This is a genomic window from Burkholderia sp. BCC0419 (assembly GCF_902830285.1).
In the GTDB taxonomy this organism is placed as follows: Bacteria; Pseudomonadota; Gammaproteobacteria; order Burkholderiales; family Burkholderiaceae; genus Burkholderia.
Genome location: NZ_CADESR010000010.1, coordinates 94,392 through 107,157, shown reverse-complemented (window position 1 = coordinate 107,157; position 12,766 = coordinate 94,392). Strand labels below are relative to the sequence as shown.

Sequence of the window (12,766 nt, the reverse complement as noted above, 5' to 3'; positions counted from 1 at the left end):
GATGAAAAAGCGTGCCAACCTGATGTTCGCCTGCACTGTCGGCACCACGCTCGAGTGGTACGACTTCTTCGCGTTCGCCGCGTGTGCGGTGCTCGTGTTCGACAAGCAGTTCTTCGTCGTCGGCAATCCGCTCGCGGCCACGCTGCTCGCGCTCGCGACGTTCGCGGTCGGCTTCGTCGCGCGGCCGCTCGGCGGCATCGTGTTCGGGATGATCGGCGACCGCATCGGCCGCCGCAAGACGCTCGTCGTCAGTCTGCTGATGATGGGCATCAGCACGTTCTGCGTCGGCCTGCTGCCGACCTATGCGTCGATCGGCATCGCGGCGCCGCTGCTGCTCGTGCTACTGCGGATCGTGCAGGGGATCGCGGTCGGCGGCGAAGCGACCGGGGCGATCCTGATGATCGCCGAATCGATGCCCGCCGCGCAGCGCGGCTTCTGGACCAGCTTCACGATGTTCGCCGGTCCGCTCGCGAATGTGCTGACCGCGTTCGTGATCGGGCTGGTGCAGCGGTTCTACGGCGATACCGCATTCGTCGACTGGGCGTGGCGGATCCCGTTCTTCGTGTCCGCGCTGCTCGTGATCGTCGGTTTCTGGACGCGCCGGCGCGTCGAGGAATCGGCGGCATTCGCCGAGCTGGCCGCCGCGCATCGGACGGTCGAGCGCGCGTCGCTGCGCGAAACGTGTGCGGGCAACTGGCGGCAGATGGCGCGTGCGTTCTTCGTGAAGGCCGCGGAAAACACGTTCCTGTATCTGTTCTCGACGTTCGCGCTCGGACTCGCGACCGGCTATCTGCACTTCAGCCGGCCGCAGGCGCTGTCCGCGCTGATGTGGGCGTCGGCGATCGAGGTCGTCGTCATCCTGATTGCCGCGCACGTGTCGGACCGGGTCGGACGGCGCCCGGTGCTGATCGCCGGCTTGCTCGGCGCGGCGGTCGCCGGTTGTTCGTTGTTCACGTTGTCGCCGGGCAGCGATTATGCGCATCTGCAACTCGCGTTGATCGCGTGCCTGGCCTGCCACGGCATCATTCTCGGACCGATGGCCGCGTACATGGCCGAACTGTTTCCGACGCGTGTGCGCTTTACCGCACTGTCGACCAGCTATCAGCTCGCATCGGTGCTCGGCGGATCGATCGCCCCGATCGTCGGCACGCTGCTCGTCAGCTACACGGGCTCGGCGATCTTCGTCGCGGGTTACGCGATGCTGATGGCGCTTCCCGCGTTCGTCGCGGTGATCGCGTCGCGCGAATCGCGCGGTGAGGACATCGACTCACAGTCGATGTCCGCCGGCCATGCGGTTGTGCGGACGAACGACCGGCCGCGCTCGACGCATGCGTAAGGAATGCTGCCTGCGTCATGCGGGCGAAGAAGCGGGTTGCGTGCGTGCCGGCCCGACCCGTACTCACCCGGATTAAAAACGCTTACCACGGTGAAAAATTCCGCGTAGGAAGCCACGCCGTTCTGCGTGCGCGTGTGCACGTTCGTGGCGTTGGGCGAACGTGTGCGCAGTCAGGCGTCGAACCGGTCGACGAGTCTGCTTCGATCAGATGCCGCTGCTCGTCAATGGTCTGCCGCATACGAAGCAAACACCTTTTTCAGGTATGCCAAGAATACTTTGACGTTCGGGCTACTACGGCGGCTCTCCGGCCAAAGCGCAGTGATAGTGGAGCGCGGTTCGACGAACTCGGTGAGGACCGGCACGAGTTCCCCGCGCCGAACGTACGATGCAGCGACATACGTCGGTGAAATTCCCACGCCTCCACCAGCCGCCATGACAGCCGCCACCGCATCGCTGGTATCGACAACGATGCCCGCATCCGGCATGAGGCTGAGCGGCCCTTCGCTCGTGGCAAAGGTCCAGCGAAAAACTTGTCCCGAACTTTGAAAACGAAAATTTACGCAATCATGATCCACGAGGTCGTCAGGATGTCTGGGAACACCGCGTTTGGCGAGGTAGTCCGGAGACGCATAGGCGCCGATGTAGTGAGGCGAAAGCGCTCGCGAGACCAAACGAGAGCCTGCGAGATCCCCAACGCGAACAGCCACATCGATACCTTCACCGACGAGGTCGACGAAATGATCACCCAGGCGCAGGTCGATCGACAGCTTTGGAAAGCGCTCGCGAAACGCGGGTAGGGCGGGTGCGATGAGATGAACCCCGATGGGGAGCGGCGCGGTCACTTTCAGGATGCCCGCAGGCTCGGATCGCGCCGAGGCAGCAGCCTGTTCGATCGCCTCCATTTCCGACAGCAGGCGCAGCGTGCGTTCATGCAGGTCGCGCCCCTCCTGAGTCAGCGTCAATGACCGTGTAGTGCGGTTGAACAGTTTGAGCTCGAAGTGATGCTCCAGACGCTGGATACTTTTGCTTATAGCGGAAGGCGTTACGCCAAGCGCGCGCGCTGCGGCTGAATAGCTTCCTAACGATGCCGCGCGGCTAAATGCGATGAGACCGGTGAGGCGGTCCAGGCTGATTTGTTCCATGGCGGAAATATAGAAGCGAATGAGGCGCTGATTATCAATGTCCGCTGCCAAGTATAGAGTGCTCTGCACGGCGCCGTTTTGAGTTGTGCCGGCTGACAGGACTACTTCATGAACTCCGATTTCGATTCCCATTCACTCAAGAGCAAGTCCGTCCTCATTTTCGGCGGAACGTCCGGAATCGGCCTTTCGGCCGCCAAACAGGCGAAGGCCGCTGGCGCAAGCGTCACGGTTGTCGGGTTCAACGCGGAGGGCGCCGAACAGGTCGCGATCGAGAATGGATTCGCGGGTTGGCGGAGCGCCGACGTGACCAAGCCGGAAACCATCGTCTCGGCACTGGCTGACATCGCTCACGTCGACCATCTCGTTCTCCTCGCGGGAACCTTCGTGGCAGGCAAGGTACTGGAGGCGGATGTCGACTATCTACGACGGGCGTTCGAGGAGCGCGTATGGGCAGCCGTCCATACTTTGCGCACGTTGGGTGATCGCCTGGCGGCCGATGCGTCCGTCACGTTTATTTCCGGCGTGTTGGCCGACCGACCCAATGCCTATGGCACGGCCATTCTTGCCTCTGCGTCGGCCGCGATGGAGGCGCTGGCCAGGGGACTGGTTCTGGAACTCGCGCCTCGCCGTGTCAACACCGTTTCGCCCGGCACCACCGACACGCCGTTGCTGGCTCGCACGCTCGGCGAAGGTCGTGACGCGTACGTCAACGCATTGAAAGACAAATTGCCGCTGCATCGTTTGGGAACCGCTGAAGAAGTGGGCGCTGCAGTGGTGTTCCTCATGAGCAATGGATCAATGAACGGCGAGACGATTCATGTCGACGGCGGCGCCCGCCTTGTCTGAGTCGTGTAAAGGGTTGTCGGCCTTTCCACGCTGGCAAGAACGAGAAGGAGGTTTTGGTGCCTATGCTGTTTGATCCGTTGCAACTCGGGGCGATTGAAGTGCCCAACCGTATCCTTATGGCGCCGATGACGCGTGCGCGGGGAACGCGCGAACACGTACCGACCGCGATGATGGCGGACTATTACAGTCAGCGTGCCTCTGCGGGGCTCATTATCTCGGAGGCGATCGGTATCTCCCGGCAGGGCCTGGGATGGCCTTACGCCACCGGGCTGTGGACAGCTGCGCAAATTGCCGGCTGGCGCAAAGTGACCGATGCCGTGCACAACGCGGGCGGTCGCATCATCGCTCAGCTTTGGCATATGGGGCGAGTCGTGCATCCGAGCTTTCTGGATGGCGCACCGCCGGTCTCCTCGTCCGAGACTACGGCGCCCGGCCATGCTCATACCTACTCGGGCAAGCAGCCCTACACGCAGGCACGCGCACTCGAGACAAACGAAATTCCCGCGATTATCGAGCAGTTCGCCGCCGCAGCACGTCATGCGCTGCAGGCCGGCTTCGACGGCGCGCAGTTGCATGCGTCGAACGGCTATCTGATCGATCAATTCCTGCGAGACAGTTCCAACTTCCGCAGCGACGCGTATGGCGGATCGATCCCGAATCGGCTCCGGCTTCTCATCGAGGCGACCCGGGCTGTCGCGGATGTAGTCGGTCCCGGCCGTACCAGCGTTCGCCTGTCTCCCAACGGCGAAACCCAGGGCGTGCGTGACAGCGATCCCTTGCCGTTGTTTATCGCGGCCGCCGAGGCGCTATCTGCAGTAGGGATCGGGTTCCTGGAACTGCGCGAGCCTCCGCTGAACGGCAGTTTCGGCGTTGGCTACCTCGATCCACTCGCCGCGAAAATTCGGCCGGCTTTCAAAGGGCCGCTGGTGCTCAACTCGGATTTCGACGCAACTCGAGCTCAGGCAGAACTCGATGCAGGCGTTGGCGACGCTGTTACGTTCGGGCGCCCGTTCATCTCCAATCCGGACTTCCCTCGGCGTCTGGCTGAAGCGATTCCTCTTGCGTCGGACGACCCGACAACATGGTTCACGCAAGACGCGGAGGGTTACATCGATTACCCGTTCGCGCCGTCGACGTAACCATGCCTGCCTGAAGCGGGCTCGAGATCAGACGGCGCCCGCGGACGTTCTTTTCGCCTGCCAGCCGCATTCCGGCGACAACCACTCGACCACTCGAGATCGCCTTGGCCGCGACGAGTGCTTCCGCAGCAAAAGTTACTTCCCTGCAACCGTACGAAAGGAACACGATCATGTCATTCATTACAACGCGAGACGGCGTAGACATTTTCTACAAAGACTGGGGACCCAAGGACGCTCAGCCGATCGTGTTCCATCACGGCTGGCCGCTCTCCGCGGATGACTGGGATGCCCAAATGCTCTTCTTCCTGTCGAACGGGTATCGCGTCATTGCCCACGACCGGCGCGGACACGGGCGCTCGTCGCAGGTCGCTGAAGGTCACGACATGGATCATTACGCAGCGGATGCGTTTGCTCTCGTCGAGACGCTGGACCTCAGGAATGCAGTGCATATCGGCCATTCCACCGGCGGGGGCGAAGTGGCTCGCTATGTTGCAAGGCACGGCGAGCCGGCGGGGCGTGTCGCAAAGGTAATTCTCGTGAGCGCCGTGACGCCGCTGATGCTGAAGACGCAATCGAATCCCGAAGGCCTGCCGCTGGATGTCTTCGACGGGCTACGCAAGGGGCTCGCTGAAAATCGCGCACAGTTCTTCATAGACGTGCCCGCGGGCCCGTTCTACGGGTTCAACCGTCCGGACGCGATCGTTCATCAGGGCGTGATTCAGAACTGGTGGCGCCAAGGAATGATGGGTAGTGCGCAAGCCCACTACGAGGGTATCAAGGCGTTTTCGGAAACAGACCAGACCGAAGATCTCCAGTTGATCGACGTGCCGACGTTGGTGCTTCACGGCGAAGATGACCAGATCGTCCCGTACAAAGACGCGGCGCTCAAGGCAATCAAACTGTTGAAGAACGGCAAGCTGAAGACGTTCCCGGGCTTCTCCCATGGGATGTTGACCGTCAACGCAGGTGTCTTGAACGCGGAACTGCTGGCATTCGTTCAAGGCTAGGACTGGCGGTACATGGAGCACCTGCTTGTGCTTCATGTACCGCGCCTGCTTGTCACCCCTATCCGACGGAGCCGAGATGACTGCCGATGTTTTGGCCGTGGCGTTTCGATTCTTTTCGCTTTGGACTGAGAACCGCATCGACGACGCACTGTCGATGCTCTCTGACGAGGTCCTCTACGATAACGTTCCGTTCCCTGACATCGTTGGACGGGACAATGTTCGCAAATTCCACAGCGACTTCGGGATCGGTACGACGTTCAAGGTCGACTGGACGGTGACCCATATCGCCGCAGTGGGAAACGTTATCCTCAACGAGCGGATCGACGTCTTTCAACACGAATCAGGAGGAAAAATCACGCTTCCCGTGATGGGTACCCTCACCATCGTCGATGATCGAATCACGGTTTGGCGAGACTACTTTGATCCCGCGGACTTCGATCGGCAGTTGAGCGCAATCAAGAAGTAATCTTGCACCGCAGCCGCGGATCATGCAATCCATTGCCGAAGCGAGAATCATCTCGGCGCTATTCCCCGGCCGTTTCGAGCCACGCCACTGCGGCTTGTAGACATCGTCGCCAAATTGTACAAGTTCGCCACTCAGTGCACAGCGCCCCTTAGACCGTGATTTCGCGTTGACCCAGCGCTGCTCATCGTAGCGACAGCGTGTCGAGTCGCTCCACGAGACGAGGACCGTCGTCGCATTCAGTCGCTCGACGGCGACGATGGCCTCGGCGACTTCGCCAATACTGCTTGCCGGGACGCCGGTTCTGTTCGGCTCGCGCGCTGTGACCACATTGCCGCCCCTCTGCTCCGGTACACGGGTTCCACCGTCGAGAATGGCAGCAAGCTCCGCGATCATCTGTTCCCAAGGACTGAAGTCGTTCATACCCTGCATCTTCGAAAATGGTGTGAGAGATGCATCCCCTCAACTAGCGGCCGGGATATTGCCGCCACCGGCAGACGGCGCATCGAACAAGCCTCGTCGCAACATTTCAACAATGTGTGGTTTCCACCATATTCATCGGTCAAAGCAGAGCGCAGGTATTCAGATTTTCAGTGATGCGCGGGGTATCCAGCCCGGTAGATTGGCGCATAACAGGTATTGTTTTTCGATTAAGGACGTTAATGACAGCGTGGAGGATACGACGTCTATTTTTTCTTGAAAATTGGAGTGGGACTCCGATGTGTAATTCCACGATGGAACAAGTCGTGGGTGACCGCTCGCGTATTTGCACAAGGTTTCTGATGGGAGGGATACAGGATGGCCCACGCCAACCCCATCGGCAGCCCGCCGGAAAATTACGCGCGCCACGGGCGGGTACCCAATCAAATCGAAAGCTACCAGCCGGACCAGCGCATCCGTACTAACCCTGATTAAAAACACTTATCACGGTGAAAAATTCCGCATCTTATTGAGCGGATATCGGCTCGCTATAGTGGCTCGCTTTCCCGCACGCCATCGCTCGCGTGCGGCCGATACGCAGACGAACGGCAGGAGCCCCTTGATGACCACCGCTACCCGATTCACCGAAGTCGAGGATCTGATGCCCGCCGCCGGCGGGCTGCGCGAGATCCGTCACCACATCCATCACCATCCCGAACTCGCGTACGAAGAGCACGACACGGCCGCGCTCGTCGCGGACAAGCTCGAGCAATGGGGCTGGCAGGTGACGCGCGGGGTCGGCAAGACGGGCGTCGTCGGCACGCTGCGGGTGGGCGACGGCGCACGCAGCATCGGCATTCGCGCGGACATGGATGCGCTGCCGATCGTCGAGGCGACCGGCCTGCCGTATGCGAGCGGCACGCACGGCAAGATGCACGCGTGCGGCCACGACGGCCACACGACGATGCTGCTCGGCGCCGCGCAGCATCTCGCGAAGACCCGCAACTTCTCGGGCACCGTGCACCTGTATTTCCAGCCGGCGGAAGAGCACGGCGTCGACAGCGGCGCGAAGAAGATGATCGACGACGGCCTGTTCGAGCGCTTCCCGTGCGACGCCGTGTTCGGCATGCACAACCATCCGGGCGCGGCGCCCGGCGTCTTTCTCACGCGGCGCGGCCCGTTCATGTCGGCGGGCGACAAGGCGATCATCACGATCGAAGGTGTCGGCGGCCACGCGGCGCGGCCGCACCTGACGGTCGACCCGGTCGTCGTCGCGGCGAGCATCGTGATGGCGCTGCAGACGATCGTCGCGCGCAACGTCGACCCGTCGCAGCCGGCGGTCGTCACGGTCGGCTCGATGCACGCGGGCACCGCGAACAACGTGATTCCGAACGGCGCGCGCCTCGAACTCAGCGTGCGGTCGTTCAGCCCGGACGTGCGCGCGCTGCTCAAGCGCCGCATCACCGAGCTGGCCGAAACGCAGGCCGCGAGCTACGGCGCGACCGCGAACGTCGAGTACATCGAGGGCTATCCGGTCGTCGTCAATACGGATGCCGAAACGGATTTCGCCGCGCAGGTCGCACGCGAACTCGTCGGCGACGCGCACGTGGTCGAGCAGACCGACCTGCTGATGGGCAGCGAGGATTTCGCGTTCATGCTGCAGCAGCGGCCGGGCTCGTTCGTGCGGCTCGGCAACGGCGAAGGCGAGGACGGCTGCATGGTGCACAACCCGAAATACGACTTCAACGATCGCAACCTGCCGATCGGTGCGGCGTTCTGGACGCGCCTCGTGGAGCGTTATCTCGGGCAGTGAGCGCGGCGGCGGGCGACCGGCGGCCGGCGCTTCCGACCGCATTGAGAGGACACACGAACCATGCAGAAAGACCATCTCGCGCTGCACGCTGCATCGACGGGCGCCGCCGAAACCGATACGCGCGGCGCACCGGCCGTCACGCGGCGCGGCGCGATCGCCGCGGCGGTGATTGGCAACTGGCTGGAATTCTTCGATTTCACCGTGTACGGCTTCTTCGCGGTGCTGATCGGCAAGTTGTTCTTCCCGTCGAGCGACCCGACCACGTCGCTGTTGCTGTCGGTCGCGACGTTCGCCGCCGGCTTCTTCACGCGGCCGCTCGGCAGCGTCGTGCTCGGCGTCTACGCGGACCGCAAGGGGCGCAAGGCCGCGCTGAACCTGACGATCATGCTGATGGCGCTCGGCACCGGCCTGATCGCGATCGCGCCGACCTATGCGCAGGCCGGCGTGGCCGCGCCGCTGCTGGTCGTGTTCGCGCGGCTGTTGCAGGGCTTCTCGCAGGGCGGCGAATTCGGCGCGGCGACGTCGACGCTGCTCGAACAGGGCGGCACGTCGCGCCGCGGTTTCCGCGCGAGCTGGCAGCTCGCGACGCAGGGCGGCGCCGCGCTGATGGGCTCGGGCTTCGCGGCGCTGCTGTCGAACACGATGACGAAGGACGCGCTGGAAAGCTGGGGCTGGCGGCTGCCGTTCCTCGTCGGCGTGCTGATCGCGCCGGTCGGCATGTACCTGCGCCGCCGGCTCGCGGACGACGCGCCCGGCGACCGCCATCACGGCATCGAACGCGGCGTGCTGCACGCGCTGTTCTCGAAGCACACGCGCACGGTGCTGCTGCTGATGCTCACGGTGATGGGCGGCACGGTGTCGACCTACATCCTGACGTTCTACATGCCGACCTACGCGATCCACACGCTCGGCCTGCCGATGAAGCTGTCGATGTTCGTCGGCGTCGCGTCGGGCTGCGTGATGCTGGTCACGTGCCCGCTGTTCGGCTGGCTGTCGGACAGGCTCGGTAGCCGCCGCCTGCCGATCTTCGTCGGCCGCGGCGTGCTGGTCGTGCTGCTGTTCCCGGCGTTCTGGCTGATGAACCATCATCCGACGCTGTCGGTGATCCTGCCGCTGACCGCGCTGATGCTGCTGTTCTATTCGCTCGGCTCGGCATCGGAAATGGCGCTGATGTGCGAGTCGCTGCCGCGCCACGTGCGTGCGACGGGCATCTCGATCGCGTATGCGCTCGCGGTGACGATCTTCGGCGGCACCGCGCAACTGATCGCGACCTGGCTCGTGAAGACGACCGGCAGCAAGCTCGCGCCGGCCGGCTACGTGGCCGCGTGCGTGGTGCTGTCGCTGATCGCGGTCGCGATGCTGCGCGAGACGGCGCGGGAATCGCTGGACTGACGCGCGCGATGCGCGAGGCGGGCGGCGGCGCGGCCCCATGCGCTTACCGCCCGCGCACCACCCTCAGATACGACGCGAGCATCGTCGCGAGTTCCTGCGCGGCCGGCGTCAGCGGCACGGCCGCGCGTTGCAGCAGGCACACGTCCTGCGCTTCGGCCTGCTCGCGCACGGGCACCTTCGCAAGCGCGCCGGCGAACGGCCCGTGCCGCGTGATCGCTTCGGTTTCGAGCGCGAGCGAATCGGTCTGCGTGACGATCTGCAGCGTCTCGAACATCCCTTCGACGGTCGCGAGAATCTTAGGCGGCGGCAGGCCGTGCGCGTCGAAATACGCGAGCAGCCGGTTGACGACCGGGTCGGCGCTCAGGTTCGGCGAGCGCGTGGACACCCATGCATGGTCGGCCAGCTCGGCGAGCGATTGCGCGTGCATCGCCGGGTGCCCGTTGCGGCAGACGACCACCGGCGCCGACGTGCGCAGCGGCGTGACCGCGAGATCGGTCGTGTCGGTCTGCTTCGCGACCAGCGCGATCGCGAAATCGACCGCGCGCTCGCGCAGCCAGCCGATCATCATCCGCGACGTGCCGGTGCGCAGGTGCACGTCCACCTTGTCGAAGCGCGCGCGGAACGCGGTCAGCACGGGCGCGAACGCGTCGATCAGCGGCTCGGTCACGAGGCCGAGCGTGACGGTGCCTTCGTAGGCGCCGCTCAACTGACGGATTTCCCGCTCGACCTGCTCGCATTCGCCGAGGATCGAACCGGAGCGCGCGAGCAGCCGCTGGCCGACGGCCGTCGGCACGATCCCGCGATTGGTGCGCGTGAACAGCGTCGCGCCGAGCGTCGCCTCGAGGCCCTGCAGTTGCTGCGTGACGCCGCTTTGCGCGAGATCGAGCGCGCGGGCGGCCGCGCGCAGGCTGCCGTGCTCGACGACGGCCTGGAAGATGCGGAGCTGGGACAGCGTGAACGCCATGGGAAGCTGCGAGGCCGGTGATCGGAAATACCGATCATGATAAGTCAGCCGATGGTTCCGGCGGGAGCCCGCGGCGCCTACGATCGCAGGCAGTCCGGCTCATGCCGTTTGTCCCGCTTCCTGCCCATCGTCGACCATGAAACGCTTCCTTATCCCGCTCGTTTCCCTGTGCATTGGCCTGGCGGCCAGGTCCGCGTTTGCGCTCGACGCGCACGTGGTGCGGCTCGGCATCGACCCGACCTATCCGCCGATGGATGCGAAAGCGCCCGACGGCAGCCTGAAGGGTTTCGACGTCGATCTCGGCAACGAGATCTGCCGCCGCGCGCAGTTGCGCTGCCAGTGGGTCGAGCTTGAATTCTCCGGGATGATCCCCGCGTTGCAGGCGCGCAAGATCGACGCGATCCTGTCGTCGATGGCGATCACCGCGAAGCGCGAGAAGCAGATCCTGTTCTCGTCGAAGCTGTTCCGCTTCAAGTCGCGTCTCGTCGCGCGGCCCGGCAGCGGGCTCGACGGCACGGCGGCGTCGCTGGCCGGCAAGCGCGTCGGCGTGCAGTCGGGCACGCAGTTCGAATCGTGGGCGCTCGCGCACTGGGCGCCGGCCGGCGTCGGCGTGGTGCCGTACAAGAGCCAGGACGACGTGTTCGCCGATCTCGTGAACGGCCGCCTCGACGCGGCGCTGCTCGGCACCGTGGAAGCCGACTACGGGTTCCTGCGCCAGCCGCGCGGCAAGGGTTTCGCGTTCGTCGGCGCGCCGCTCGACATGGGCGATCGCGGCGTCGGCATCGGCATGCGGCAATCGGATACCGCGCTGAAGGCGTCGATCGACGGTGCGATCGCGTCGATGCTGAAGGACGGCACGTACGACCGGATCGCGAAACAGTACTTCGATTTCAACCCGTACGGCGACTGAGCGCCGTGCCGGCCGATTCCTCCGATTCCCCCGTTTTCCTCCGTTCGAGACCATCGATGCAGATTCGCACCACGCCGCTCCTGCCGCCGTCGATCGGCACGCAGCGCACGCTGACGAGCTTTCATTTCGGGCCGGCCGACAGCGGCCGCAAGATCTACCTGCAGGCTGCACTGCACGCGGACGAGACGCCCGCGATGCTCGCGGCGGTCGTGCTGAAGCAGCGTCTCGCGCAGCTCGACGCCGCAGGCCGGCTCGCGGCCGACATCGTGCTCGTGCCGGTGTCGAACCCGATCGGCCTCAATCATCATCTGCTCGGGCAGTTCATCGGCCGTTTCGATCTCGCGAGCGGCCGCAACTTCAATCGCGGCTTCCTGCCGCTCGCGGAGATCGCCGCGCGTGCGCGCGACCGGCTGGGCGACGACGGCGCACGCAATCGCGTGATCGTGCGCGAATGCGTCGGCGCGGCGCTCGACGACATCGCGCCGCGCACCGAATTCGATGCGCTGCAGCTTGCGCTGCTGAAGCTGTCGTACGACGCCGACGTCGTGATCGACCTGCATTGCTCGCTCGAAGCGGTGATGCACGTGTACACGAGCGATACCGCGTGGCCGGACGTCGAGCCGCTCGCGCGCTATCTCGGTGCGGAGGTGTCGCTGCTCGCCGAGGATTCCGGCGGGCATGCGTTTGACGATGCGCATCACCTGCTGTGGTCGCGGTTGCGAGAGCATTTGCCGGACGGCACGCCGATGGCGGCCGGCACCGTGGCCGTGACGGTCGAGTGCCGCGGCCAGCGCGACGTGACGTACGAGTACGCGCAACGCGACGCCGACGCGCTGGTCGACTATCTCGTGTGGTTCGGCGCAGTGCGCGGCGAGCGTGCGCCGCTGCCGCCGCTGGCCGCGCCGGCCACGCCGCTCGCGGGCAGCGAGCAGTTTTACGCGCCGGTGAGCGGGATCCTCGTGCACCGTGCGGCGATCGGCGCGACGATCCGGGCGGGCGATCCGCTGTTCGACATCGTCGATCCGCTGACGGATGCGGTCACGACGATCGCGAGCGCGACCGATGGCGTGTTCTACATGCGCCGCGCGATCCGTTTCGTGACGGCCGGCGCGCCGCTCGGCCGCGTGACGGGCACGGTGCCGGTGCGAAAGGGGATGCTGCTGGGCGCGTGAGCGGCGCCGGGCGCGCACGCTGTCCGAGATGCGCCGTGCAATTTCGTTCTCGTCAAATTGACCGGGCGTTGCCGCGCCCCTAAATTGGGTGATGCGGAGCGCGCTCCGTGTTCCGTGAGAAGGACGTTGCAAGCAGAGTCAGAGAGTTGAGCGGGCGGCGCA

The 12,766-nt window shown here is 64.6% G+C and carries 11 protein-coding genes and 1 pseudogene; 9 read left to right on the top strand and 3 right to left on the bottom strand.

Translation table 11 applies throughout. The features are described 5' to 3' along the window. Position 1 precedes the first annotated feature (1 nt). Positions 2 to 1,336: an MFS transporter gene (locus HWW87_RS31270; RefSeq protein ID WP_175823537.1), complete on the top strand. Its 1,335-nt coding sequence runs from the start codon at positions 2 to 4 to the stop codon at positions 1,334 to 1,336. Positions 1,337 to 1,557: 221 nt separating this feature from the next. Here the strand turns inward: HWW87_RS31270 and HWW87_RS31265 are convergent, their stop codons facing one another. Further along, a complete protein-coding gene (locus tag HWW87_RS31265; protein ID WP_175823628.1) occupies positions 1,558 to 2,478 on the bottom strand; it encodes a LysR family transcriptional regulator in 921 nt (306 codons plus the stop codon). A 108-nt stretch (positions 2,479 to 2,586) separates the two neighbouring features. Here HWW87_RS31265 and HWW87_RS31260 point away from each other — a divergent pair, with 108 nt between their 5' ends. From HWW87_RS31260 to HWW87_RS31245, 4 genes are all read left to right on the top strand, one after another. Then, positions 2,587 to 3,324: an SDR family oxidoreductase gene (locus HWW87_RS31260; protein ID WP_175823536.1), complete on the top strand. Its 738-nt coding sequence runs from the start codon at positions 2,587 to 2,589 to the stop codon at positions 3,322 to 3,324. Between the two features lie 56 nt (positions 3,325 to 3,380). Further along, a complete protein-coding gene (locus HWW87_RS31255; RefSeq protein WP_175823535.1) occupies positions 3,381 to 4,463 on the top strand; it encodes an alkene reductase in 1,083 nt (360 codons plus the stop codon). Positions 4,464 to 4,633: 170 nt separating this feature from the next. Then, positions 4,634 to 5,470: an alpha/beta hydrolase gene (locus HWW87_RS31250; RefSeq protein WP_175823534.1), complete on the top strand. Its 837-nt coding sequence runs from the start codon at positions 4,634 to 4,636 to the stop codon at positions 5,468 to 5,470. Positions 5,471 to 5,546: 76 nt separating this feature from the next. Then, positions 5,547 to 5,936 (top strand): limonene-1,2-epoxide hydrolase family protein, encoded by a 390-nt coding sequence (locus HWW87_RS31245; RefSeq protein WP_175823533.1) that lies wholly within the window; start codon positions 5,547 to 5,549, stop codon positions 5,934 to 5,936. 36 nt (positions 5,937 to 5,972) lie between these two features. Here HWW87_RS31245 and HWW87_RS31240 read toward each other — a convergent pair. Next, positions 5,973 to 6,329 (bottom strand): annotated as a pseudogene (locus tag HWW87_RS31240) (DUF3331 domain-containing protein); the annotation flags it as partial. A 646-nt stretch (positions 6,330 to 6,975) separates the two neighbouring features. Here HWW87_RS31240 and HWW87_RS31235 point away from each other — a divergent pair. Next, positions 6,976 to 8,166, top strand: a complete 1,191-nt coding sequence (locus tag HWW87_RS31235) for a M20 aminoacylase family protein (RefSeq protein WP_175823532.1) — start codon at positions 6,976 to 6,978, stop codon at positions 8,164 to 8,166. A gap of 60 nt (positions 8,167 to 8,226) precedes the next feature. After that, positions 8,227 to 9,558, top strand: coding sequence for an MFS transporter (locus HWW87_RS31230; protein WP_175823531.1), 1,332 nt, complete (start codon positions 8,227 to 8,229; stop codon positions 9,556 to 9,558). Positions 9,559 to 9,601: 43 nt separating this feature from the next. Here the strand turns inward: HWW87_RS31230 and HWW87_RS31225 are convergent, their stop codons facing one another. After that, positions 9,602 to 10,522: a LysR family transcriptional regulator gene (locus HWW87_RS31225; RefSeq protein ID WP_175823530.1), complete on the bottom strand. Its 921-nt coding sequence runs from the start codon at positions 10,520 to 10,522 to the stop codon at positions 9,602 to 9,604. Between the two features lie 136 nt (positions 10,523 to 10,658). Between HWW87_RS31225 and HWW87_RS31220 the strand changes: the two genes are divergently transcribed. After that, complete coding sequence (locus tag HWW87_RS31220) at positions 10,659 to 11,432, top strand: transporter substrate-binding domain-containing protein (protein ID WP_175823529.1); 774 nt, start codon at positions 10,659 to 10,661, stop codon at positions 11,430 to 11,432. 56 nt (positions 11,433 to 11,488) lie between these two features. Continuing rightward, on the top strand, positions 11,489 to 12,604 hold the full coding sequence (locus tag HWW87_RS31215; protein WP_175823528.1) for a succinylglutamate desuccinylase/aspartoacylase family protein: 1,116 nt from the start codon (positions 11,489 to 11,491) through the stop codon (positions 12,602 to 12,604). Positions 12,605 to 12,766 lie beyond the last annotated feature (162 nt).

Coding starts and splice junctions, on each gene's coding strand:
- HWW87_RS31270 (WP_175823537.1), top strand. CDS start 2: ATGAAAAAGCGTGCCAACCTGATGTTCGCCTGCACTGTCGGCACCACG.
- HWW87_RS31235 (WP_175823532.1), top strand. CDS start 6,976: ATGACCACCGCTACCCGATTCACCGAAGTCGAGGATCTGATGCCCGCC.
- HWW87_RS31225 (WP_175823530.1), bottom strand. CDS start 10,522: ATGGCGTTCACGCTGTCCCAGCTCCGCATCTTCCAGGCCGTCGTCGAG.
- HWW87_RS31220 (WP_175823529.1), top strand. CDS start 10,659: ATGAAACGCTTCCTTATCCCGCTCGTTTCCCTGTGCATTGGCCTGGCG.
- HWW87_RS31250 (WP_175823534.1), top strand. CDS start 4,634: ATGTCATTCATTACAACGCGAGACGGCGTAGACATTTTCTACAAAGAC.
- HWW87_RS31215 (WP_175823528.1), top strand. CDS start 11,489: ATGCAGATTCGCACCACGCCGCTCCTGCCGCCGTCGATCGGCACGCAG.
- HWW87_RS31245 (WP_175823533.1), top strand. CDS start 5,547: ATGACTGCCGATGTTTTGGCCGTGGCGTTTCGATTCTTTTCGCTTTGG.
- HWW87_RS31265 (WP_175823628.1), bottom strand. CDS start 2,478: ATGGAACAAATCAGCCTGGACCGCCTCACCGGTCTCATCGCATTTAGC.
- HWW87_RS31260 (WP_175823536.1), top strand. CDS start 2,587: ATGAACTCCGATTTCGATTCCCATTCACTCAAGAGCAAGTCCGTCCTC.
- HWW87_RS31230 (WP_175823531.1), top strand. CDS start 8,227: ATGCAGAAAGACCATCTCGCGCTGCACGCTGCATCGACGGGCGCCGCC.